22 protein-coding genes are annotated in these 22,398 nt (G+C 70.2%); 12 read left to right on the top strand and 10 right to left on the bottom strand.

Annotated features, from left to right (window positions below; genetic code table 11):
* The first annotated feature begins 257 nt into the window (after positions 1 to 257).
* Positions 258 to 1,571 carry a TldD/PmbA family protein gene (locus M9914_04485; protein MCO5173428.1) on the top strand — a complete coding sequence of 438 codons (1,314 nt, stop codon included), beginning with the start codon at positions 258 to 260 and terminating at the stop codon, positions 1,569 to 1,571.
* 144 nt (positions 1,572 to 1,715) lie between these two features.
* On the opposite strand, the gene M9914_04480 is transcribed toward M9914_04485, so the two are convergent.
* Entirely contained in the window at positions 1,716 to 2,975 is a 1,260-nt protein-coding gene (locus M9914_04480; protein ID MCO5173427.1) for an MFS transporter, read from the bottom strand.
* A 269-nt stretch (positions 2,976 to 3,244) separates the two neighbouring features.
* Between M9914_04480 and M9914_04475 the strand changes: the two genes are divergently transcribed.
* The 7 genes from M9914_04475 (at position 3,245) to M9914_04445 (ending at position 9,864) form a co-directional block, all read left to right on the top strand.
* On the top strand, positions 3,245 to 4,249 hold the full coding sequence (locus M9914_04475; protein MCO5173426.1) for a DUF1684 domain-containing protein: 1,005 nt from the start codon (positions 3,245 to 3,247) through the stop codon (positions 4,247 to 4,249).
* Positions 4,250 to 4,296: 47 nt separating this feature from the next.
* Positions 4,297 to 5,388: a D-TA family PLP-dependent enzyme gene (locus tag M9914_04470; protein MCO5173425.1), complete on the top strand. Its 1,092-nt coding sequence runs from the start codon at positions 4,297 to 4,299 to the stop codon at positions 5,386 to 5,388.
* Positions 5,385 to 5,906 (top strand): GNAT family N-acetyltransferase, encoded by a 522-nt coding sequence (locus M9914_04465; GenBank protein MCO5173424.1) that lies wholly within the window; start codon positions 5,385 to 5,387, stop codon positions 5,904 to 5,906. Before M9914_04470 ends, M9914_04465 begins: the two co-directional genes overlap by 4 nt.
* Positions 5,907 to 6,133: 227 nt before the next feature.
* Positions 6,134 to 7,306: a substrate-binding domain-containing protein gene (locus M9914_04460; GenBank protein ID MCO5173423.1), complete on the top strand. Its 1,173-nt coding sequence runs from the start codon at positions 6,134 to 6,136 to the stop codon at positions 7,304 to 7,306.
* A 118-nt stretch (positions 7,307 to 7,424) separates the two neighbouring features.
* Positions 7,425 to 8,171, top strand: coding sequence for an ATP-binding cassette domain-containing protein (locus M9914_04455; protein MCO5173422.1), 747 nt, complete (start codon positions 7,425 to 7,427; stop codon positions 8,169 to 8,171).
* A complete protein-coding gene (locus M9914_04450; protein ID MCO5173421.1) occupies positions 8,168 to 9,373 on the top strand; it encodes a hypothetical protein in 1,206 nt (401 codons plus the stop codon). The genes M9914_04455 and M9914_04450 overlap by 4 nt, the downstream gene beginning before the upstream one ends.
* Positions 9,374 to 9,555: 182 nt before the next feature.
* On the top strand, positions 9,556 to 9,864 hold the full coding sequence (locus M9914_04445; GenBank protein MCO5173420.1) for a rhodanese-like domain-containing protein: 309 nt from the start codon (positions 9,556 to 9,558) through the stop codon (positions 9,862 to 9,864).
* Positions 9,865 to 9,916: 52 nt separating this feature from the next.
* Here the strand turns inward: M9914_04445 and M9914_04440 are convergent, their stop codons facing one another.
* The 4 genes from M9914_04440 to M9914_04425 form a co-directional block, all read right to left on the bottom strand.
* A complete protein-coding gene (locus tag M9914_04440; GenBank protein MCO5173419.1) occupies positions 9,917 to 10,693 on the bottom strand; it encodes a phosphoglycerate dehydrogenase in 777 nt (258 codons plus the stop codon).
* A 196-nt stretch (positions 10,694 to 10,889) separates the two neighbouring features.
* Positions 10,890 to 11,135, bottom strand: a complete 246-nt coding sequence (locus M9914_04435; protein MCO5173418.1) for an Rdx family protein — start codon at positions 11,133 to 11,135, stop codon at positions 10,890 to 10,892.
* Between the two features lie 151 nt (positions 11,136 to 11,286).
* Complete coding sequence (locus tag M9914_04430; GenBank protein ID MCO5173417.1) at positions 11,287 to 12,429, bottom strand: amidohydrolase family protein; 1,143 nt, start codon at positions 12,427 to 12,429, stop codon at positions 11,287 to 11,289.
* 10 nt (positions 12,430 to 12,439) lie between these two features.
* Complete coding sequence (locus M9914_04425; GenBank protein ID MCO5173416.1) at positions 12,440 to 13,225, bottom strand: IclR family transcriptional regulator; 786 nt, start codon at positions 13,223 to 13,225, stop codon at positions 12,440 to 12,442.
* A 269-nt stretch (positions 13,226 to 13,494) separates the two neighbouring features.
* On the opposite strand from M9914_04425, the gene M9914_04420 reads away from it, so the two are divergent.
* The 4 genes from M9914_04420 to M9914_04405 are packed head-to-tail and all read left to right on the top strand — an operon-like array spanning position 13,495 to position 17,599.
* Complete coding sequence (locus M9914_04420; protein MCO5173415.1) at positions 13,495 to 15,009, top strand: ABC transporter substrate-binding protein; 1,515 nt, start codon at positions 13,495 to 13,497, stop codon at positions 15,007 to 15,009.
* A 44-nt stretch (positions 15,010 to 15,053) separates the two neighbouring features.
* Complete coding sequence (locus tag M9914_04415) at positions 15,054 to 15,830, top strand: creatininase family protein (protein MCO5173414.1); 777 nt, start codon at positions 15,054 to 15,056, stop codon at positions 15,828 to 15,830.
* 8 nt (positions 15,831 to 15,838) lie between these two features.
* On the top strand, positions 15,839 to 16,756 hold the full coding sequence (locus M9914_04410; GenBank protein MCO5173413.1) for an ABC transporter permease: 918 nt from the start codon (positions 15,839 to 15,841) through the stop codon (positions 16,754 to 16,756).
* Between the two features lie 6 nt (positions 16,757 to 16,762).
* Complete coding sequence (locus M9914_04405) at positions 16,763 to 17,599, top strand: ABC transporter permease (GenBank protein ID MCO5173412.1); 837 nt, start codon at positions 16,763 to 16,765, stop codon at positions 17,597 to 17,599.
* Here the strand turns inward: M9914_04405 and M9914_04400 are convergent.
* Genes M9914_04400 through M9914_04380 form a run of 5 tightly spaced genes read right to left on the bottom strand, consistent with a single transcriptional unit; the run spans position 17,565 to position 22,384 of the window.
* Positions 17,565 to 19,019, bottom strand: coding sequence for an amidase family protein (locus tag M9914_04400; GenBank protein ID MCO5173411.1), 1,455 nt, complete (start codon positions 19,017 to 19,019; stop codon positions 17,565 to 17,567). The two genes, M9914_04405 and M9914_04400, sit on opposite strands and share 35 nt — an antisense overlap.
* Positions 19,006 to 19,227 (bottom strand): hypothetical protein, encoded by a 222-nt coding sequence (locus tag M9914_04395; protein MCO5173410.1) that lies wholly within the window; start codon positions 19,225 to 19,227, stop codon positions 19,006 to 19,008. The genes M9914_04400 and M9914_04395 overlap by 14 nt, the downstream gene beginning before the upstream one ends.
* A 42-nt stretch (positions 19,228 to 19,269) precedes the next feature.
* On the bottom strand, positions 19,270 to 20,313 hold the full coding sequence (locus tag M9914_04390) for a succinylglutamate desuccinylase/aspartoacylase family protein (protein MCO5173409.1): 1,044 nt from the start codon (positions 20,311 to 20,313) through the stop codon (positions 19,270 to 19,272).
* Between the two features lie 35 nt (positions 20,314 to 20,348).
* Positions 20,349 to 21,320 (bottom strand): D-2-hydroxyacid dehydrogenase, encoded by a 972-nt coding sequence (locus M9914_04385; GenBank protein MCO5173408.1) that lies wholly within the window; start codon positions 21,318 to 21,320, stop codon positions 20,349 to 20,351.
* A complete protein-coding gene (locus M9914_04380) occupies positions 21,317 to 22,384 on the bottom strand; it encodes a dipeptidase (GenBank protein ID MCO5173407.1) in 1,068 nt (355 codons plus the stop codon). Before M9914_04380 ends, M9914_04385 begins: the two co-directional genes overlap by 4 nt.
* Between the last annotated feature and the right edge of the window lie 14 nt (positions 22,385 to 22,398).

Below are 22,398 nucleotides of genomic sequence, written 5' to 3'. Positions count from 1 at the left end.
CGTACGCGTTCTGGTCCTGTGGCTCGTGGGCGGGTCGGAAGGTGGGGTTCCGGCTCGCCGGGAGCCCACACGTGAGGATCATGCCTTCCCCCTCCGGTCGTTTGCCGCCGGCCAGGGCATCTTCGGGTCTCGGTCCCCGCCGCCCGCCCCGCCAAGCTGGTACCGTCATGGCGATCCGCTGTCGGGAGGCGGCCGAGCACACTCCTCTCTCGGGACCGAGCGGGACCCGAGCCCCGACGACGTAAGAAGGGTGGCGCATGACAGTCCAAGAAGCCAAGACCTGGCTGCTAGCCGCGGCCGCAAAGCGCGGCGTCGAGCTCGAGGTCCTCTCCACCAGTGAGCGGCAGCTCATGCTCGAGGCGCGCGGCGGCAAGCCGTCCGAGGTCAAGTCGTCCACGCGGGCCGGCATCGGTCTCAGGGTGGTCGACGACGGCCGCACCGGTTACGCCTCGACGGAGGAGCTGACGACGGACGCCCTCGCGTGGGCGCTGGACGAGGCGGTGGCGAACGCCGCCATCACGCCGGCGGCCGGCGGCGCCCTGCCGAGAGGCCGGGCCCTCGGACGCACGGACCTGCTCGGGGAGGGCCTCTCGGCCCCCCTCACCGATAAGATCGCCACGTCCGTTAGCTTCGAGCAAGCCGTCACCGCGGACCCCCGGGTGCAAGCCATGCAGTTCGGGCGCTACATGGAGGCGGAACAACAGGTCGAGATCGGCTCCACCGCCGGGGTCGACGGCGGCTACCGCGCCGGCATCGCGCTCCTGCTCGGCGGCATCGTCATGCGCGAAGGCGAGAGCGTGAAGCAGGGCTACCATCTCGACCCGGCCGGCGATTACCACCAGCTCGACCCCGGCCGCACCGCCCAGACCATGCTCAGGCGCGTCGGGAGGCAGCTCGGCGCCAAGCCGTTGAAGACCGGCAGGCGCCGCGCCGTGTTCGAGCCGGAAGTGGTGACTACCCTCCTGGAGCTACTCGTCTACTCGCTCTCCGGCAAGTCCGTGGTCGAAGGCAAGAGCCGTCTGGCGGGCAAGCTCGGCGAGCGCATCGCCTCGCCGCTCGTCACCCTCGTCGACGACGCCACGCTGCCCGGGGCCCTCGGCAGCCGCCCCTTCGACTCGGAAGGCACGGCGAGCGCTCGCCTCACGCTCGTCGAAGAAGGCGTGTTGCGCTCGTTCATGCACAACTCCGTCACCGCTCGGCGCACCGGCCAACCCAACACGGGTCATGCCAGCCGCACCTACTCGAGCACCCTGAGCGTCAGCCCGACGAACCTGTTGCTCCTGCCGGGCGCCGGCATCGGCCAGGCCGACGGCGTGCTGGTCACCGACCTCATGGGCGTGCACGCGGGCGCCAACCCCATCAGCGGCGAGGTGAGCGTTCAGGCAATGGGCATAGAGACGGTGGGCGGCGAGCCTCACCCGGTCGACGACTTCGCTATCGCGTTCAACCTCTTCGAGCTCTTGGAGCGCGTGAGCGCGGTCGGCGACGACCCGACGTGGTCGACCGACGGCAGCACCATCGTCAACGCGCCGAGCTTGTGCGTGGAGGACGTCAGCTTCGCGGGCGGCTAACGCCCCGCCAGAAGCTGAATGCTCCGCGGGAGGCTAACGCCCCGCCAGAAACCGAATGCTCCGCGGGAAGCTGACGCCCCGTCGGAAGCCGAGTACTTCGCAGGCGGCTAACGCCCCGCCAGAAACCGAAGATCTCGCGGCCGGTCAATCCTCGGCCGCTCCCACCGCCCCACCCCGCTCGGGCTCGGGCTGCGGCCCGGCCCGCTCGGTGCCGGCGCCCTCGCCTAGGATGGCGCCGGCGTTGAAGCGCTTCACGATCGCCAGAGACACGAGCGTTATGCACCCCAGCGTCACACCGGCCGCGGCGAAGCCGAAGCGGAAGGACGTCGCGGCCACGACGACCCCGCTCAGCATCGGACCGAAGATCTCCACCGTGCTGTTGAACGAGAGGCGCAGGCTGAGGGCGACGCCGCGGTCGCGCAGCGGCACGTGCGACGCCACCGACACGATGCTCAGAGGGAAGGCGATGCCCGTGCCGAGGCCGACCGTGACGGCCAGGGCCGCGAAGCCGGCCACGCTCTGCGCCAACGAGAGTAGGCCGACGCCAACGGCCACGGCGACCATGGAGGTGACGAGCGCGTTGCCGGCGCCGCCGAGCAGCCGGATGACCGCGGGCATGGCCGGCCTGATCAACACCGAGGTGAGCGAGCCGAGGCTGACGAGCGAGCCGATGACCGTGGCGGACATGCCCATCCCCTCGAGCATCACGGGGAGGAACGCCTCCCGCATCGTCAGGGCGAGGAAGACGCCGGCGCTCGTGAGCACGGCCATCTGCAACCCGACGTTGCGCAGCGTCGAGCTGACCGCGCCCTTGCGCAGCGGGCTCGGGCGGAGGCGCCCACCGGACGCTCGCGGCGCTGCCCTAGCCACCTCATAGGCGAGGACCGCCGCTACCAGCACCATGGCGAAGACGGCCGCGAAGCTGATGCGGTAACCGGCGCCGTCGATGATGGTGCCGACCAGGATGGGGCCGACCATCCGCCCGCCGGCCAGCCAGGTGGACTGGACGCCGAAGTTGCTCTCGTGCGACTTGCCGTTGGTGAGCGATGCCACGAGCGACTGCGACGCGAGCGTGAAGACGAGCACGAAGAGGCCGAGCAGGACCCTGGCAGCCGCGAGCGCGGCGATCCCGGGGAACACGATCACCGTCAGGGGCGAGAGGAGCAGGCCCGCGATGCCGAGGAAGAACGACCTGGCCACGCCGATGGAGTCGACCCACCGTCCGACCTGCAGCGCCAGCAGGACCGGGATGATCCCCGGCAACGCCATGAGGAGCCCGAGCCACTGCGCCTCGACGCCCAGGCTGACGGCGTAGAGGGGCGTCATGACGGCCACCATGCTGGAGGCCGCCGTCACGAAGCTCGAGGCGAGACATTGGTAGAGGAACGAACGAGATGGTCGCATCGTGCGGTAATGAAGTCGCGTGCCGGTACTGCTCGAGTGTCACGCGCGGCCCCACCGCCGGACTTCCGGCATAGGGTAACCCCGAACGGACGGCGATGGGAATGAGCGGGCGCCGGACCGGTAGCCACGCCGCTAGTCCGGCCCTCGCCCCACGGCCCTAGGCGCGAGACGCGCTCGTCTGCCGCCTCGAAGCAGGAGGCGGCCTTCACCTACATGGTCGTAGGCGCGAGACGCGCGCCACCCCGGCGCGAGCCTAGAATCGACGGGTGATGAGCGAACCTGGACGGTCTCTCCCCGACGGCGACCCCGCGACGACAGCCTGGCTGGACGGTCTCATGGCCTGGCGCGAGCAGCGTGCTGCGAGCCTCGTCGGGCCTCACGGCTGGTGGTCGATCACGTGCCTGGAGTGGTTGGAGGAGGGCGAGAACACCATCGGCAGCGCGGAGGGGAGCGCGGTCAGGCTGGCCGAGCGCTTCCCGACCGAGGTGGCTCGCGTGAACGTCGCCGGCGAGCGCGCGACGCTCGTACCGGCGGCGGGGGCCTCCCTGCTCCTCGGCGGGGAGCCGTTCACCGGGCAGTTCACGGCGGACGGCGACGTGGCCTTCGTCGCCGACGACCTACCGCCGCCGAGCCCACACGCGGCGAGCGCCGCCACGTCGACCGCCGGTCGGCGACCCGCGCGCGTCAGTGTCGTGAGGCGCGGCGACCTCTGGGGCGTCCGGGTGCACGATCCCGTCGCGGCCGAACGGAGGAGCGTCGAGCGCGACCTCGCCTGGTTTGACCCGGCGCCGGAATGGGTGATCGAGGCGGAGTTCCTCCCGCCCGAGGCGGAGGAGGAGGTGCCGGTCAGCAACGTCATCGGCCAGGTGAGCATGCACCGCGTGGCGGGGCGGGTCCGCTTCGTACATGCAGGCACGAGCTGGACGCTGCTGGCGACGGAAGCCGGAGAGGGGCGCCTCTTCATCAACTTCCGCGACGCGAGCAACGAGGACCTGGGCGCGGCCGAGGAAGCGGCGGACGGACGCGCAGCCGGCGAGGGCGTTGCGGCCGAAGACCCGCGCGGCCACCATGACGAACGTGAGCGCCGCGCAACGTACTCGGGCGGGCGGTTCCTGACGACGGGCGCGCCCACCGACGGCCGCGTGACCCTCGACTTCAACCGGGCCAACCACCCGCCCTGCGCGCATACGCCGTACGCCACGTGCCCTATGCCGACGCCGGGGAACAGGCTCCCCTTCGCCGTCACGGCAGGCGAGCGGCTGGCTCGGGGTTAAGCAGGCGCGGACCTGCGCGGCGTACGCTTGGGTGGCCAAGGAGGAACATGAGCCCCTCTGCATCAACCATGCCGACCGCCGTGCGCATCGAGACGCTCGACACCCCGTGCCTGGTCGTCGACCTCGACGTGGTGGAGCGCAACATCCGGCGCCTGCAGGAGTACCTCGACGCGCACGGGATAGCCAACCGCCCCCACATCAAGACGCACAAGCTCCCGCTCCTCGCGCGCTGGCAGGTCGAGGCGGGCGCGCGCGGCATAACCGTGCAGAGCGTCGGCGAGGCGGAGGTCATGGCCGCGGCCGGGCTGGACGACATCCTCGTCACCTACGACGTGATGGGCGCCGACAAGGTGCGGCGCCTGGCACAAGTGGCGAGCATGGCGACCGTGCGGGTGGCGGTGGACAACGAGGTCGCCTTGGACGCCGTCGCCGCTGCTGCCGCGCTCGCGGGGCGCACGATCGGCGTGCTCGTCGAGTTCGAGTGCGGCAAGAGGCGCCAGGGCGTCGTGACGCCGGAGGAGGCCGTCGCGCTGGCGCGCTCCGCCGCCGGCCGGCCGAACGTCGAGTTCCTCGGCCTCCTCACGTACCCCAACTCCGACGTGGTGCCTGGCTTCGTGACTCGGACCCGCGAGCTGCTCGGGGAGGCGGGCCTCGAACTGCGGGTCGTATCCGTAGGCGGCACGCCGGGCGTGTGGCGGTCGCACGTGCCGGGCGTGGCGACGGAGCACCGCGCGGGCACTTACGTCTACAACGATCGCAACAGCGTCGCCGCCGGCTCGGCCACGCTGGAAGATTGCGCCCTGCACGTCCACGTGACGCTGGTGAGCAAGCCGACGGCCGAGCGCGGCGTGATAGACGCCGGCTCCAAGACCCTCACGAGCGACCTCTTCCGCGGCGACCCGGCCGGCGGCTACGGCCACGTCCTCGAGTACCCAGGGGCCGTCGTGTGGCAGCTCTCCGAGGAGCACGGGGCCGTCGACTTCTCGGCCTGCGCCGACAAGCCGGTCGTGGGCGAGCGCCTGAGGGTGGTGCCGAACCACGTGTGCCCGGTGTCCAACCTGCACGACGAGGTGTACGCGCACCGCGGCGGCGTGGTGTGCGCCGTGCTGCCGGTCGCGGCGCGGGGGAAGACGCGATGAGCGCCCCGGGCCCGGCTGGTGGCGGACCCGCCGCGCGGGTCCGGGAGCGGGCGAGCGGCTCGAGCGCGAGCGTCGTGCGCCCCTCCGCCGAGCACCGCGCGGCCTGGGACGCGCTGTACGCGGGTTACGCGGACTTCTACCGCAAAGCCCAGACGCAGGAGATGCGCGACCGGGTCTGGGGCTGGATCCTCGACCCGGCGAGCGAGGTCGAGTGCCTCCTCGCCCTGGACGCCGGCGGGAAGCCCGTCGGCCTCGCGCACTTCCGCGAGTTCGCCCGCCCCCTCGACGCGTCGAAGGGCGGTTACCTCGACGACCTGTTCGTCGCGCCCGCGGCCCGCGGCAGCGGCGCAGCGCAGGCGCTCTTCGGGGCCCTGCGCGACGAGGCGCGCCACCGCGGTTGGACCGTCGTGCGCTGGATCACCGCGGACGACAACTACCGTGCGCGCGCCGTGTACGACCGGGTAGCCACGCGCACGCCCTGGTTGACGTACGACCTCGCGCCCCGCAGTGACGGTTGAGGCACCCTCTCGCCGACCGGCGGCGCTACGCTGACAGGCGCTTCGGGTCGTGCCGCCTCGTCGCCCTGATGGCGGGCGGCCACGCCCGACAGGCGCGCTGCCAGTGCCGTCGCTCCAAGGCAGCGGACCCTGGCCTAGCCAGCAGCCCGCCGCACCCACCGAAGCACTGAAGCCGACACCGGCCGGGGCCCCGATGACGTGGTCCGTCAGGGAGAAAGCCGGCGATCATGCAAGTAAGCATGCTGTCATCGTGGCGGCTCGCCCGCCTGGCGCTGCTCGGCCTGGTCCTTGGTAGCCTCGCCTGGGCACAAGACGCTTCGTCGCTAGCGGTAGATTCGTTCACCAGCGACTTCTCCGCCATGCAAGCCCTCACCGGGTTGGCGGCGCAGGGCCAGGGGAAGATCGGCGTGCTCCTGCCCGAGACGACGACCTCGGCGAGGTACACGGCGTTCGACGAGCCGTTCCTCAAGCAGGCGTTCCACGCGGCGGGCGTGCCTGACGCGGACGTGATCGTCACGAACGCCCAAGGCAGCGAGTCGACTCAGCTCACGCAGGCGCAGGCCGCCATCACCCAGGGCGCCACCGTGCTCCTCGTCGACCCCATCTCCTCGGGCGTCGGCGCCTCGATCGAGCAGTACGCGCTCGACCACGGGGTGAAGGTCATCGACTACGACCGCCTCACGCTCGGCGGGTCGCGCGCCTACTACGTGAGCTTCGACAACGTCCAGGTCGGCAAGCTCATCGGCGACGGGTTCGTCTCGTGCGTGCAGGCCTGGAACGTCTCCGACCCGCACGTCCTGATCATGAACGGCGCGCCGACGGACAACAACGCCACGCTCTTCGCGCAGGGCTACCACTCCGTCATCGACCCGCTCGTCAGCGCAGGCACTTACACGCTCGTCGGCGAGCCGGCCGGCACGTGGGACCCGGCGCAGGCCCGCACCACGTTCGAGGGCCAGTACACGGCGCACTCCGACATCAACGCGGTCGTGACCCCCAACGACGACAACGCCAACGCCGTGATCGCGTACCTCAAGACGCTCGGCGTGCCGGCCAAGACCTTCCCGACGACCGGTCAGGATGCCACGGTGCAGGGTCTCCAGAACGTCCTCGCCGGCTACCAGTGCGGCACGGTCTACAAGCCCATCAACCTCGAGGCCCAAGCCGCCGCGGCCCTCGCCGTCTTCCTGCGCGCCGGGGTCACTCCGCCCGAAACGCTCGTGAACGGCGTCACGCGGGACTCGGAGGCCGGCTCCGACGTGCAGTCCGTCCTCCTCACGCCCATCTGGGTGACGCCCGCGAACATGGCCGCCACGGTCGTGAAGGACGGCTTCCAGAAGGCGGCCGACCTCTGCGCCGGCTTCGCCGACGAGTGCGGCGCCGCCGGGATCGGGCAGTAGGACCGCGGCGTGGCCCGGAGCACGACCACGACGTGGCGGGAAGCGGGACCGCGGCGTGAATGACGCACGTGCTCGGCACTACGAGCCGACTCGGCCACAGGCTCGGCAGCCTCAGGGGGTGGCTGCCGAGCCGCTCATGCGACTCGCGGGCGTTCACAAGAGCTTCGGCGCCGTGCACGCGTTGCGCGGCGTCGACCTCACCGTCCCGAGCGCCGCGGTGACGGCCCTGGTAGGCGACAACGGCGCGGGCAAGTCCGTCACCGTCAAGGTCGTCGCCGGCACGCACCTGCCCGACGAGGGGCAGATGTTCTGGGAAGGCCGCCCCGTCCACCCCCGGACGCCGCGCGAGGCGGCCGCCCTCGGCATCGAGGTCGTCTACCAGGACCTGGCCCTATGCGACAACCTCGACGTGGTCCAGAACATGTTCCTCGGCCGCGAGGCGGTGAGGCGCGGCTTCCTCGACGAGGACGCCATGGAGCGCTCGGCCATGCGGACGCTCGCCGAGCTGCAGGTGACGACCATCCAGTCCGTGCGCCTGCCCGTCGCCTCCCTCTCTGGCGGACAGCGCCAGTCGGTCGCCGTGGCCAAGGCCGTCATGTGGAACTCGAAGCTCGTGATCCTCGACGAACCGACCGCGGCCCTCGGCGTCGCCCAGACGCGCCAGGTCCTGGAGCTCGTCAGGCGCCTGGCCGAGCGGGGGCTCGGGGTCGTCATCATCTCGCACAACCTGACGGACGTCTTCGCGGTGGCCGACCGGATCGCCGTCATGCGCCTCGGCCAGGTCGTAAGCGAGGGGCCGGCTTCCGGGACGGACGTGCAGACGGTCGTGGAGCTCATGACGACCGGGAACGCTAGGGCGGCATGACGCCGGACACCGCCGCGACCAGGGTCGAGACCCCGCGGCGGGTGGCCGGCGCGGGCGGCACCAACGTGCTGCCCGTCCTCATCGGCGTCGCGGTCATCGCCGTCATCTTCCAGTCGCTCAACGACCGCTTCCTCTCGACCGGCAACCTAGTCAACCTCTTCGTGCAGGCGTCCGTCTTCATGCTCATCGGCATGGGCGAGGTCTTCGTCCTGCTGCTCGGCGAGATCGACCTCTCGCTCGGCTACGTGGCCGGCATCGGCGGGGTCATCGTCACGGAGCTCGTCCAGGTGCGCACGGGCTGGCCGTGGTGGTCGGCCATCCTGATAGCGCTCGTCGCCACCGGCGCCATCGGGTTCCTGCAGGGCAGCCTCATCACGCGGCTGCGGCTCCCGTCGTTCGTGGTGACGCTCGCCGGCCTGCTCGGCTGGCAGGGGGTGATGATCATCCTCCTCGGCACGGGCGGCACCATCCCCATCCCCAACGCGACCGTCAACGCCATCGCGAATGGCACCCTCGCCCCGCTGGGCGGCTGGGTCCTCGCCGCGGCCGTCGTCATCGTCTACGCCGCCGTCACGCTAGGCAGCGACGCGCAACGCCGTGCCGCCGGCATCGCGGCGCCGAGTCCCGCCACCACCGCCCTCAAGGTGCTCTCGGTAGCGGTGGCAGCGCTGGCCATCGCGCTGCTCACGAACGCCGACCGGGGCGTCGGCCCGTACTCGCTGCGCGGGATGCCGTACGTGCTCCCGCTCGTCTTCGCGGTCCTGCTCGTGTGGTCGGTGGTCCTCACCCGTACGCGCTTCGGGCGCTACGTCTACGCCATCGGCGGCAACGCGGAGGCCGCGCGGCGCGCCGGCATCGCGCTCGGCTGGGTGCGCACGCTGGCGTTCACGTGCGCCGGCATGACCGCCGGGCTGGGCGGCATCGTCTACGCCTCGCGCCTACGCTCCATGTCCACGAGCTTCGACGGCGGCACCATCGTCCTGTACGTCGTCGCGACGGCCGTGATCGGGGGCACGAGCCTCTTCGGTGGGCGCGGCCACCCGCTGCACGCCGTGCTCGGCGGGGTGGTCATCGCGGCCATCGTCAACGGCATGGCGCTCCTCGGCCTCAGCGCGGCGATCCAGCTGATCGCGACCGCCGTCGTGTTGCTCGCGTCGATCTTCGTCGATGTCGTGATCAGGCGCCGGGGCGCGGCCGGCTGATCATCACCCATCGCCCTACCTGAGTGACCATCCGCCCCCGGCGGCACGCTCTTGCGGCGTCGCCACCAGCGGTCCGACGGACGGTCCGCGGATATGCTGGCCGAGGTCTTCGCGCAGCCTCATCGACGGGGGCGTGCTGACCCTTCCTAATAAATAGATCGCCGCGATACTAGAATCACGTGATGTACGAAGACATCCTCCCCCAAGACGTAGCCGCGTGGCGCGAACGCGGCGCCCAGGTGGTCGACGTGCGCGAGCCGTGGGAGTTCGCCGCCGGCCACGTGCCCGGTTCCACGAACATCCCCTTGAGCGAGTTCGTGGCTCGGCTGGACGAGCTTCGGGCCCCGCTCGTGCTCGTGTGCGCCAGCGGTTCGCGCTCGGCCTCGGCAGCGGCGTACCTGGACCGCAGCGGCTTCGGCGAGGTCGCCAACCTGGACGGCGGCGTCCACCTGTGGGAAGAGGTCGGGTTGGAGTTGGAGTTGGAGCGGTAAGGCGGTCCGGCCGACCGTGCCCCGCAAGGCATCGTAGCGCGCCGCCCTGGGGTCAGTACCCCTTGACGCGGTCCACGACGTTGAGGAGCTGCTCGCCGCGCACGAGCCGCCGCACGTTCTCGCGCACGAACGCGTCCGCGCCGAGCGGTCGCCCGCCGGCGGCGTGGGGCGAGATGATCACGTTCGGCAGGTCCCAGAGCGGGGAGGCGGCTGGGAGCGGCTCCTCGGCGAAGACGTCGAGCGCCGCGCCGCCCAGCTCGCCGGCCGCCAACGCTCGCACGAGGTCGGCCTCGTTCACGCTGTTGCCGCGGCCGACGTTGACGACCCAGGCGTGGCGCGGGAGGAGCCTCAGCCGCCTGGCGTCCAAGGCGCCGGACGTGGCTTCCGAGGCCGGGAGGATCATCACCAGGGCGTCGGTGCTCGGCAAGAGCCCGTCGAGCCCGTCGGGGCCGACGACGGGATGACCGTGCCGAGTGCCCGGCGCCGTGGCGACGCCCGTCACGTTGGCGCCGAGCGCCGAGAGCATGGGCGCGAGCCTGGCCGCGATGCTCCCGAACCCCCAGACGGTCACGTTCGAGGCGTCCAAGGTCATGAAGACGTTCGGGTCCCGGTCCGGTTGGGCACCGCCGAACTCGCCCGGCCAGCGGCGCTCGTGCTGGGCGTCGCGCATGAGGTGCAAGCGGCGGGCGGCCGCCAGGAGGAGCGCGACCGTGTGCTCGGCCACGGGCTGGTCGTGCAGCCCGCGACCGTTGCAGATGGTCACGCCCGCGCCGAAGCCGGCCGTCACGAGCGTGTTCACGCCGGCCATGAGGCCCTGAACGAGCTTCACGCCCCCGAGGTCGGCCGCCGCCTGGGCGAGCTGCGCGGGCGGGTTCAGCCAGGCGACGAGGACGGCCGCGTCGCGGTGCTCGGCCGGAACGCGCTGCAGGGGGTCGTAAGGGACGTACTCGACCCCCTCGGCCCCCTTGGAGAAGTCGAAGGCGGCGTTGGTAGGGAACAGGACCTTCGTGGCGCGCCCCTCTTGCCTAAGCGGGCTGCGCCGCGCGCGCTTCGATGGACTGCATGATCGCGTCCAGCTCGAACTCGTCCGGCTTCGTGTAGATGCGCTCCCCGTCGACGTCGATCGTGAAGACGCCGCCGGAGCCGGTCTTGAGCATGACGCCCTCGATGCGCTGCCCGAAGCGCTCGAGGATCGACTTCTGCACGTCGAGCGCGCGCGGCAAGTGGCCGCATGGCACGCAGTACTGGATCTGGACAGTGGGCTTGGACATGGCGTTCGTTCCTCCCCTTCTGGTGTCAGGGCTATAGGATAGTCCGTTCGGGCCGGAGCCAACGTAAAGCGCCGGCTTCGGCCCGAGCGGCCACCGCGGACCCTGGCCTCCGCGGCGCCGCGCCCGCGAGGCCGCTAGACCGGCAGCGAAGTCAGAGCCGGACGAGCGTGCCCTGTTTCATGACGCCCCTGACCTCGCCGACGGCCGCGACGTCGTCACGCGGATCGCGCGCCAACGCCACGAGGTCGGCGTCCTTGCCGACTGTGATGGTCCCGGTGCGATCGAGGATGCCGCTGGCCTCCGCCCCGTTCCGGGTGGCGGCGGCCAGGGCCTCCAGCGGCGTCATCCCGGCCTTGACGAGGGCGCTCAGCTCCTCGGGCATGTCCGCGTGGTAGGTATCCCCACCGACGGCGATCTTCACGCCGTACTCGACGGCCTTGCGCAACACGCCGTCGTACGAGGCCTTGGCGGCCCGCGCCTTCGCCTTGTAGTAAGCCGGCACGTCGGGGAGGGCCAGCGCGAGGTCGATCAGACCGTAGGTGACGACGAGGTACGTGCCGTGGTCGACCATGGCGCGCAGGTCGTCGTCCGTGAGGTAGAGACCGTGCTCGAGGGTGTCGAGCCCGCTCTCGATCGACCATCTCGCCGCCGGGCCCCCGTGGATGTGCCCGGCCACCTTGTAGCCGAGGGTGTGGGCCTCCGTGACCGCCGCCGCGATCTCGGCCTTGGAGTAGCCGGCCTGGCACGGGTCCGAGTTGGCGGTCCCGATGCCGCCGGTGATCATCAGCTTGATGAGATCGACGTTGTGCTTGGCCTGCTTCCTCACTGCCCGGACGATGGCGTCCTGCCCATCAGCCTCGTCGGCGAAGTACCAGGCGTGCCCGCCGGTGCGCGTGATGAACTGGCCGCTGACGACGAGGCGAGGACCTTCGAGCTCGCCGCGCGCGAAGGCGTCCCTTAGCTCCACGTCGATGTAGTCGCGTGCGCCGACGTCCCGGACGGTCGTGATCCCGGCATGCAGGATCTTCTTCGCGTTGCGCACGCTGCGGATCATGTGCGTGGCCACGCTCTCCCTGGACTGCGCTTCCTCGTCGCCGAGGTCGATGCTCAGGTGATCGTGGGTGTCGATCAACCCCGGGATCACCGCGTAAGCAGACCAATCGACATGCTCCCCACCCTCGGGAACCGCGTTCAGGATGGCGGTGATCTTGCCGTCGTCGCCGACGGCGATCACCGCGTCGTCGATGACCTGACCGTCCGCGGTGATAGCGACCTTGCTGCTTACGTACTTCATCTGTTCCTCCTCAAGTGGGGACCAGCTCGTGGCTGGATAGCCCCTTCATGCGTTCCGACAACCTGCCGGCGGCGGCGACGGTGGCTTCGACCGACCGCTGCTCGAGCGTCGGGGTGAACCTGTAGGTTGGTGCGGCGAGGGCAAGCGCGGCCACGCACTCACCGGATGCGTCGAGCACGGGCGCGGCCACGCCGGTCACGCCGATCTCGGCCTCGTCCCTGGAGACGGCGAAGCCCGCCTCGCGGATGCCGCGCAGCTGCGCGGCGAGCAGCGCCGGGTCGGGCAGCGTCATGGCGCTGGAGGCGCGCAGCGCCGCCGCGAGGCGCCGCTTCCGCTCCTCGTTCGGCAGGAAGGCCAGCATCACCTTCCCTGTCGCCGTGGTCCAGGCGAGGCGCCTTGCGCCAACCTTGGTGAGCACCTTCACAGAGCGGTCGCACTCCACCAAGTCGACGTAGACGCTGTTGATCTGGTCGAGAACGGCCAGGTAGGAGCTCTCGCCCGTCGCCTTCATGAGGTCGTAGAGGATGTCGGACGCCGCGCGCCTGACCTCCATCTCTTCCAGGACGGCGGCGGCGAGGGTGATCAGCCGGCTGCCGAGCCGGTAGAGCCGGGTCTCCTCGTCTTGCATGACCATGCCCACGCCCTTGAGCTGTAGCAGCAGGCGCCGCAGGGTGGGCTTCGGGAACGCCAACACTTCCGCCAGGTCGTTGAGGCTGGCCGGTCGCCCGATGCGCGCGAGGGCCTCCAGAAGGTCGCTTACTTTCGTGATGGTCGATGATTCCGGGATGCGTTCCATTATGTTGAACGACGCCATTATAAGCCATGCCGCGGCGCCATGCACACTCCTTGATTCGCGCTATCAGCAGAAGACCGCTGTAGAAGGCCGTTGATCAACGCAGCAGCCGATCGCGGCGCGTTGACAACGCTCGGTTCGTCGTTCTATCCTTGTGCGCGTTCCATATTGTGGAAGGCTAGGCCGATGGTAGGCGGCACCGTACGGAGCCAGCGAAGGACCCTCGAAGACATGAGGGCAACGGCACACAGGAAGGCCAGGAGGAACAGAACATGAGATCTAAGCTCGCACTCTCGGTGGTCGTCACGCTCCTCGCCGCCGCCGCAACGGGCGCGTTGGCGCAACGGTCGTTGACGGTCGCGCAAGGTACGGCGCCCGACACGCTCGACGCCCAGAGGAGCACGGTCCAGCAGACGCTGAACGTCTCGTACCACATCAACGAACCGCTGTTCCAGCTCGATTACGCCACGAGCGACATCACTCCGCTGCTCGGCAAGTCGTTGGTCGCCGTAGACGATACGACATGGGAAGTCGAGTTGCAGGAAGGCGTTACGTTCACGAACGGCGAGCCGTTCGACGCCGAGGCGGTGCGGTACAGCCTCCTCCGGGTCAGCAAGCCCGAGCTCAAGTCGCCGGCCACGATCTACGTGCGTCCCATCGTGGACGTCGCGGTCGTCGACGAGCATACTGTGCGCATCGCCACGGACGGCCCCGCCCCCGCGCTCCCCCTCTACCTCACACGCATCGCGATGGTCCCGCCCGCCTACATCGAGGAGGTCGGCGACGACGCCTTCGGCCAGAACCCGGTCGGCACCGGCCCGTTCAAGCTCGTCCGCTGGGTCAAGGACGACCGGGTCGTCCTCGCCGCCAACGCGGACTACTGGCGCGGGGCCCCGAGCCTCGACCAGGTGACGTTCGTGTCGATCCCCGAGACCGCCACGCGCATGGCCGCCCTCCAGACGGGCGAGGCCGACATCGTGACCCAGGTGTCGGTCGACCAGGCTCCGATGCTCGAGCGCTCCGGCATCGTCATCGCCCCGGTCCCCGGCCTGCGCCTGATGATGATCGCCATCACGCTCGACGGAGAGCCGGGCAGCACCCCGCTCTACGACGTGCGCGTGCGCCAGGCCCTCAACTACGCGGTCGACAAGCAGGCCCTCGTCGACGACATCCTCGGCGGTTACGGCAAGGTCCTCGAGGGGCAGGCCCTCTCGAGCGAGTACTTCGGCTTCAACCCCGACGTCGAGGCGTACCCGTACGACCCGGCGAAGGCGCGCGAGCTCCTCGCCGAAGCCGGCTACACGGACGCGAACCCGCTCAGCATCACGATCTACGGCCCACAAGGTCGTTACTTGAGGGACAGCGAGATCCTCCAAGCCATCGGCGGCCAGCTCCGCGAGGCCGGTATCGACGCCGAGGTCGAGGTCCTCGAGTGGGGCCTGTTCATCAACCGGCTCCTCGCCAAGGAGTTCGAGACCGCGGCCTTCTGGGGTGCCTCGACGGTTCCCGACGCCGACGCCTGGCTCGGTGCCATGCTCGGCACCGGCGCCGCCTACTCCGTCTACACGAACCCGGAGTTCGACGCGCTCGTCGCCCAGGGCGCCAAGACGGTCGACCGGGCCGCCCGCCTGGCCATCTACCAACAGGCCGAGGAGCTCGTCCACGAGCAGGCGCCGTTCATCTTCCTCTACCAGCAGGTCGACGTCTACGGGGTGACGGCCCGCGTCTCCGGCTGGACACCCAGCCCTGACGAGGCCATCTACCTCTGGGGCGTGACGGTCAAGTAACCATGGTCGACTCGCACGATCATCCCCCCGCCGAGATGGCAAGGATGACGTGGCCGGAAGTGGGCGCCGTGTTCAAGCGGCGCCCCAACCTGGTCATACTGCCCGTCGGCGCGCTCGAGCAGCACGGGCACCACCTCCCGCTCGGGACCGACTCCATCATGGTGGACGCGCTCTGCGGCCTAGCCGCCGCCGGCCTGGAGCAAGTCGTCGTGGCGCCGGGGCTGCACTACGGCACCTCAGCGAACCACGACGCCTTCCCCGGCACCGTCAGCGTCGGCCTGGACACGCTCGTCAGGCTCATCGTCGACATCGGCCTCGACCTGTTCCGCCAGGGCGTCGACATACTGCTGATCGTCAACGGCCACGGCGGCAACACCCAGGCCGTGGCGGCGGCGGCCCACGAGCTGCGGCAGCGCAGCGGCAAGGTCGTGGCGCAGCTCATGTGGACGGCCACGATCCACGACTCGTGGAACGTGTTGGAGGGCGACATCTCCTGGCACGCCGACGAGTCGGAGACGTCGCTGATGCTGGCGTTCGCGCCCGAGCTCGTTCGCGAGGGCAAGGCGGTAGACGAGCGGCCGAGGGACCTGCCGTTCTTCAAGTTCACCGAGGAGGCGCTCCTCGCCACCAAGGTGGACCTGGGGCTCCCCAAGACCGACGCGCTCAGCGCGAGCGGGACCATCGGCCTCGCGAAGCTGGCGACCAGGGCCAAGGGCGAGACCATGGTCTCCGAGGCCACCAAGAACCTGCGCAGCACGATCACTCAGCTCCTCGAACACCACGGCACGCTGCTGGCGCACCTGACCCGCACCACGGAGTAGGCCCGGCGATGCTGCAGTTCGTGGTCAGGCGGCTGGCGCAAGGCGTGCTGGTGCTCGCCGGGGTGCTGACCGTCGTGTTCTTCCTCACGCGGCTGTCCGGCGAGCCCCTCGCCCTGTTCGTGCCGGTGGGGGCGAGCGCCGCCGACGTCGAGCGGATCCGCCACGAGCTCGGCTTCGACAGGCCCCTGCTGGTGCAGCTGGCGACGTTCTGGCGCGACGTCCTACAGGGGGACCTGGGGACGTCGGTGCGCTTCTCCGAGCCCGCCTTCGGGCTCGTGCTCGAGCGCCTGCCCGCCACGCTGCACCTGACCGCCGTCGCCATGGGGATCGTTGTGCTCGTCGGCATCCCCCTCGGGATCCTGGCCGCCGTGAAGCGCAACACGGCGGTGGACAGCCTCGTCATGGCGCTCGCCATGGTCGGGCAGTCCATGCCCACCTTCTGGCTCGGCGTGATCCTGATCCTCGTGTTCGGCGTCGCCCTCGGCTGGTTGCCGGTGTTCGGGTACACGTCCCCGGCCGCCCTGATCCTCCCCGGCGTGACCCTCGGCGCCTACTCCGTAGGCATCGTGGCCCGCACCGTACGCTCGTCCATGCTCGAGGTCATCAGGCAGGACTTCGTGCGCACGGCCCGCGCCAAGGGGCTGGGCGACCTGCGCGTGTTCGGCAAGCACGCCCTGCGCAACGCGCTCATCCCCACCGTCACCATCCTCGGGCTCCAGGTCGGCGCCCTCCTCGGTGGCGCGATAGTCACCGAGTTCGTCTTCTCCTTCCCTGGGATGGCCCGCCTCGCCACGCAAGCCGTCCTCAACCGCGACTACCCGGTGGTGCAGGCGTTCGTGTTCGTCACCGCCATCGGGGTCCTGGTGGTCAACCTCGTCGTGGACGTCGTCTACGCCGCGATCGACCCGCGGATCACCCTCGGTTAGGGCCACATGCGTAGACGCCACCTCACCCAACGCACCTTCGTGATCGGCTTCGGGCTCGTCGCCATCGTCGCCGTCATGGCGCTCCTCGCCCCGTGGATCGCCCCTCACGACCCCGCGGCGCAATCGACCAAGGCCCGTCTGCTGCCGCCCGTGCTCCTGGGCGGCACACTCGAGCACCCGCTCGGCACCGACCCCTTGGGCCGCGACCTGCTCAGCCGCATCATCTACGGCAGCAGGATCTCCATCCTCCTCGGTCTGGCCTCCGTCCTGGGCGCCGGCACGATCGGTCTGATCCTCGGGGCCGTGGCGGGCTACGTCGGCGGCAAGGTCGACGCCGTGATCATGCGCCTCGTCGACCTCCAGATGGCCATCCCGTTCCTCGTACTTGCGCTCGCCGTCCTGGCGGCGCTCGGGCCGGGCCTGACGAACCTGCTGCTCGTGTTGGTCATAACGGGCTGGGTCGTCTACGCGAGGGTCATGCGAGCGCAGGTCATGGCGGTGAAGAGCCGCGAGTACGTGGCGGCGGCGAGGGCGCTCGGCGTACCGCACCTCCGCGTCCTCCTCAAGCACGTGCTGCCGGCCGCCATCCCGCCGCTCACGGTCATCTCGACCGTGCAGGTCGGCACGATGATCCTCACCGAAGCCTCGCTGTCGTTCCTCGGCCTCGGCGTGCCGCCCAGCATCCCGACCTGGGGCAGCATCGCGGCGGACGGCCGGGCCTACATGACGACGGCGTGGTGGGTCACCACCCTGCCAGGCCTCGCGATCTTCCTGACGGTCATGGGAGTCAACTTCCTAGGCGACTGGCTCAGGGACCTCCTGGACCCCACGTTGAGGCAGTGAAGGCGGGCCGGCGCGTGTGCCACGGCGTGCGCGCCTCGTAAGCGTGCGCGACGCGCAGCAGGGTGGCCTCGTCGAAATGCCTCGTTGCCAACTGCAGGCCTAGCGGCAACCCGTCGGGGTCGAAGCCGCACGGGACCGACAGGGACGGGTGCCCGGAGAGGCTGAACACCCTCGTCTGCGGGCCGCTCGCCATGGCCGGCATCCTCAGGGAGGCGCGCACCTCCTCGCGTAGAGGCAGGGGGTCGCGAGGTCGCAGCGGGAACGCCGCGTCCGCCGTCGGGCCGACGAGCACGTCCACCTCCTCGAGGCTGCTCACGACCTGCCGCGCCACCAGGGCGCGCATGCGCTGCGCTTGGCCAAGCGCGCCTGCGGGCAGCAGGGCGCCCGTCAGGAAGTTGGTGCGCGTGTTCACGTCGTAGTCCTCGTAACGCTCCAGCAACCACTTACGGTGATGGCTGGCCGCTTCGGCCATGACGAGCGCCACCGAGATGAAGCGGGTCTGGTGCAGCAACGGGACCGACACGGTGGTCACGGTGGCGCCCAACTCACGAAGCACGGCCACGGCCGCCTCCGTCGTCGCGATGGCGGCGGGCTGGACGACGGACGGATCGAGCATCTCGGCGATCACGCCGACGCGGAGCCCGGAGAGCTCGCCCGACAGGGCTTCCGAGTAGCGCGGGACGGGCAGGCGGCTGCAGGTCGGGTCCGCTGGGTCTGCGCCCGCCAAGTGCTCCAGTACGAGGGCGGTATCTTCCACCCGGCGGGCGAGCGGTCCGACGCAATCCATCGAGTAGGCCAGCGGTATGACACCGTCGCGGCTGACGCGCGACCAGGTCGCCTTCAGGCCGACGACGCCGCAGTAGGACGCCGGGGCGCGGATGGACCCGCCGGTGTCCCCGCCCAGCGAGAAGGAGCACAAGCCCGCGGCGACCGCCGCCGCCGAGCCGCTCGACGACGCGCCGGGCGAGCGCTCGAGGTTCCACGGGTTCCTGACCTTGCCGAAGAGCGGGTCGCGGGTCATCCCGGAGTGGAACTCGTGGGTGTTCAAGGTGCCGAGCAAGACGGCGCCGGCCTCGCGCAGGCGCCTGACGACGGTGGCGTCTCGCGACCCGACGAAGTCGGCTAGCACGCGCGACCCGCCGGTCACGCGCACGCCCTCGATCAACATCTGGTCCTTCACCGCGAAGGGGATGCCGTCGAGCCGGGATCGGCGCTCGCCGGCGCGCAGGCGCTCGGCGGAGCGCCCAGCGGCCTCGCGCGCCTCGTCCTCGAGCACTGTTATGAAGCTGCGCAGTTGGCCGTCCACCGCCCTTATCCTCGCGAGGTAGGCCTCCGTCAGCTCGACCGGATCGAGCTCGCCGGTCACGAAGCCGTCGGACTGCTCCGTCACGCCCCGGTAGACCCACTCACTCGCGCTCATCCGCCACCACCCTCGGCCACTCGCTCCACGGCTCCACGTCGAACGGTCGGTAGGCGTCGTACGCCATGAGGCCCGCGACGAGCCCCCGAAGACGTTCCGTGATCTCCTCCAGGTCGCTCTCGGGGACCCGGTAGCCTTGCGCCGCGAGCATCGCGGCGACCTCGGCGGTGGTGAACTCGACGGGCCTCGGCTCAGTCTCCCCGACCATCGCCCACCGCCCGTCTCGTATCGTGCCGGCGCGCGACCGGCTTCATCCCGCCTCGATCCAACGCGTTCCGGCGTGGTCGCGCGGCACGACCGCGAAGGCCCAGTCGCCCGGATGCACCGGGTAGTTCCTCGCCCAGTAGCCGAGGTAGCCGTCGACAGGCGCGCGCAGCTCCTCTACGGTCTCGAAGGTGAAGGGGCTGATGACCTTCCCGAGCAACTCCCCCGCACGCACCTCGCGGCCGAAGGTGTCGCGACGCCTCTCCGGCCTCAAGTAACCGCCGTTCCTCGGGTTGACGCGCTGGACCGTCTCGTAGACGAGGTAGCGCTCGGGGCGCTCGATGGCGCCGTCCTCCATGCCGAGGTGACGCATGACGTTGCGGATCCCCCGGTAGTTGGCGTTCATCCAGTCGTCCTCGAGGTCGGAGTCGAAGCCGGCGCCGCCGTGGAAGCTGCCGCAACTGGGGATCTTGAGGACCTCGCCCACGTAGGCCTGCGCGGCGCGCGGCCCCGGGAACACGCTCATCATCTTCGCCTGGTACACGAGGGGGAGGCCGAACACGAGCGCCAGCTCCTGGCTACGGGCGCTCACGCTCGGGTCGGTGAAGTCGGTACCGACGATGCTGGAGGCGAGCGTCGAACCCCAGATGCCCAAGTGGAAGTCGAGGAGCGCGTCGCTGCGCGCCAACACCTCGTGCGCCAGCTTCGCCGCGAGCTGCTCCGGCAGACCGTTCTGCGGCCGAGCCGTCACGGGGAAGACACGGTTCATGTCGGGCGCGTCCGCCTCGTGCAAGACGTTGCGCATCTGGTTGGCGAACGCGGCCGCGTTGGCCATGGGCACCAACAGGAGGCGTCCCCGCAGCGCGTCCGGGGCGAGCTCGGAGTCGAGACGCCGGAAGAACTCGAGGTGTAGCCATTCGTCGCCGTGCATGCCGGACAGGACCGTCAAGGTGGGGCCGGGCTCGGCCCCCTGGTGGACGATGACGTCGATGCCGACGCCGCGACCGGACAGGTCGCGAGCGACGGGCAGATGCGCGTGGTAGCGGCCTGGAGCCGTTGGCAGGTCGTCTAGGTTCTCGTAAGGCGGCATGTGTACTCCTTGGCGTCGTGGCGAGGGGTGCGGGGTCAGTACCCCAGCTCGCGCGACTTGATCTCGTTGAGCAGCGGGGCTCCGGCGACGTAACGCTCGAGGTTGTCGGCGAACTCGACGACCCCGCGAAGCGAGTTGTTCGGGTCGACGTAGGAGATGTGCGGCGTGAGGATGACGTTGTCGAGATCCCACAGGGGGCTCGTGGCCGGTAGCGGCTCCTCGCTGAAGACGTCCAGTGCGGCGGCGGCGAAGCGCCGCTGGCGCAGCGCCTCGACCAGGTCGGACTCCACCAGCACCTCACCCCTGGCGATGTTGACCAGGACCGCGTGCGTCCGCAGGAGCGCGAACTCCCGCGCGCCGAGCAGGTGGCGGGTCTCGGGCGTCAGGGGGCACGCCACGACCACGACGTCGGACTCGATCAGTAGGCGGTCCAGTTCGGTGGGGGCGAGGATCTCGTCGAAGTCGGCCAGCGGCTTCGGATCGCGCTTCATCCCAAGGACCCTGACGCCGAACGGCCGGAACCTGGCGGCCACGGCCGAGCCGATGGCGCCGGCGCCGATGATGCCAACGGTCGCGCCTAGCAGCCCCCGGGCGCTCACCTCGCGCTCCCAGCGCCGCGCGCGCTGCGCCTCGAGCAACGCCGGTAGCCCTTTCAGCAGTGCCAGGGTGGTGCCGACGACGTACTCCGCGATGGGAACGTCGAGCACGCGGGCCGTACGCGTCAGCCGGATGGGCCGCGCGACCACCTCCGGGATCAGCACCCAGTTGAACCCGGCGGACGCCGTATGGATCCAGTCGAGATCGGGGAGCTGGGCCAACGCCGTCCGCAACGCGTCGTGCGACATGCCGGCACGGTAGAGCACCGTGGCGTCGCGAGCGTCCTCCGGGACGTCCCCGCTCGCGGGGAGCCTCACGACCCTCAGCTCGGGGAACCGCGCCGTCAGGACGCCCTCGGTCTCGGTTCCGATGCGGTGGGACAGCAGGAGGGTATGCGAGCGACGCGTCACGCGCCCCATACCGCGCGGAAGACGCGCAGGTAGTTCCCTCCGAGCACCTTACCCACCTGCTCCTCGCTGTAGCCGCGTCGCTTCATGAGCTCGATGACGGACGGGAGCTGGCCGTAGTCGTCGAACCCCTCCACGTAGCGCAGGCGCGAGCGCGGCGCGCGCTCGATGTGATCGGCGTAGGCGCCGCCCACCGAGCGCTTGGAGGGCAGGCCGCGGATCTTGTCGCCGTCGGGGTAGGTACCGTGCGACATGTCCGTGCCGATGCCGACGTGGTCGATGCCGACGAGATCGACGACGTAGTCGATGGCGTCGAGGTAGTCGTTCACGGTCGGGCGCGTGATGGAGCCGGCTTTGAGGTTGAGAGGGCCCCAGTTGGTAGGCGCGACGACGCCGCCCGTGGCCGCGCACGCCTTGATCTGCTCGTCGGTGACGTTGCGCGCGTTGGCGACGACGCCCTTCGGGTTGGAGTGCGAGAACACGACGGGCTGGGTGGTGCGCTCCATCACCTCGAACGTGGCGCGCTCACCGACGTGCGTGAGGTCCATGACGATGCCCAGGCGGTTGCAACCGTCCACCCACTCGCGCCCCATCGTCGAGAGCCCGGCGTCGTTCGGCTCCAGGCAACCGTCGCACAGGGCGTTGCGGTTGTTGTACGCGGGCAGCATCATCCGCAAGCCCATGGCGTGGAAGACGTCGAGCCGCTCTATGTAGCTGCCCAGGAAGTCGCCGCCCTGAGAGTTGATGACGATCGCCGTCTGGCCGTTGGCCTTCGCGTCGACGATGTCCTGGGCGGTGCGAGCGATGCGGATGTTGGGGTAGCTGCGCTCGACCTTGTACCAGTCGGCTATCGCGTCGAGCGCGTTGCCGGCGTCGTCGTGCGGCCTGAAAGTCGTGATGCAGTACGCGTCGGCCGAGTAGTCGCTCAGCTTGCCGTACTCCGTGTCCTCCCAGATCTGGACGCAGCTGTCGATGAAGATGTACGGGGTCGTGCCCGGCGTGTGGTGACCCTTCTGCAGGGGGTGCGGCAGAACGTCGTCGAGGGTGGTGTGGGGGTAGCCGGCCATGGTTAGCTCCTTAC

The organism is Trueperaceae bacterium, assembly GCA_023954415.1.
GTDB lineage: Bacteria > Deinococcota > Deinococci > Deinococcales > Trueperaceae > JAAYYF01.
This window is presented reverse-complemented; position numbering and strand designations above follow the sequence as displayed.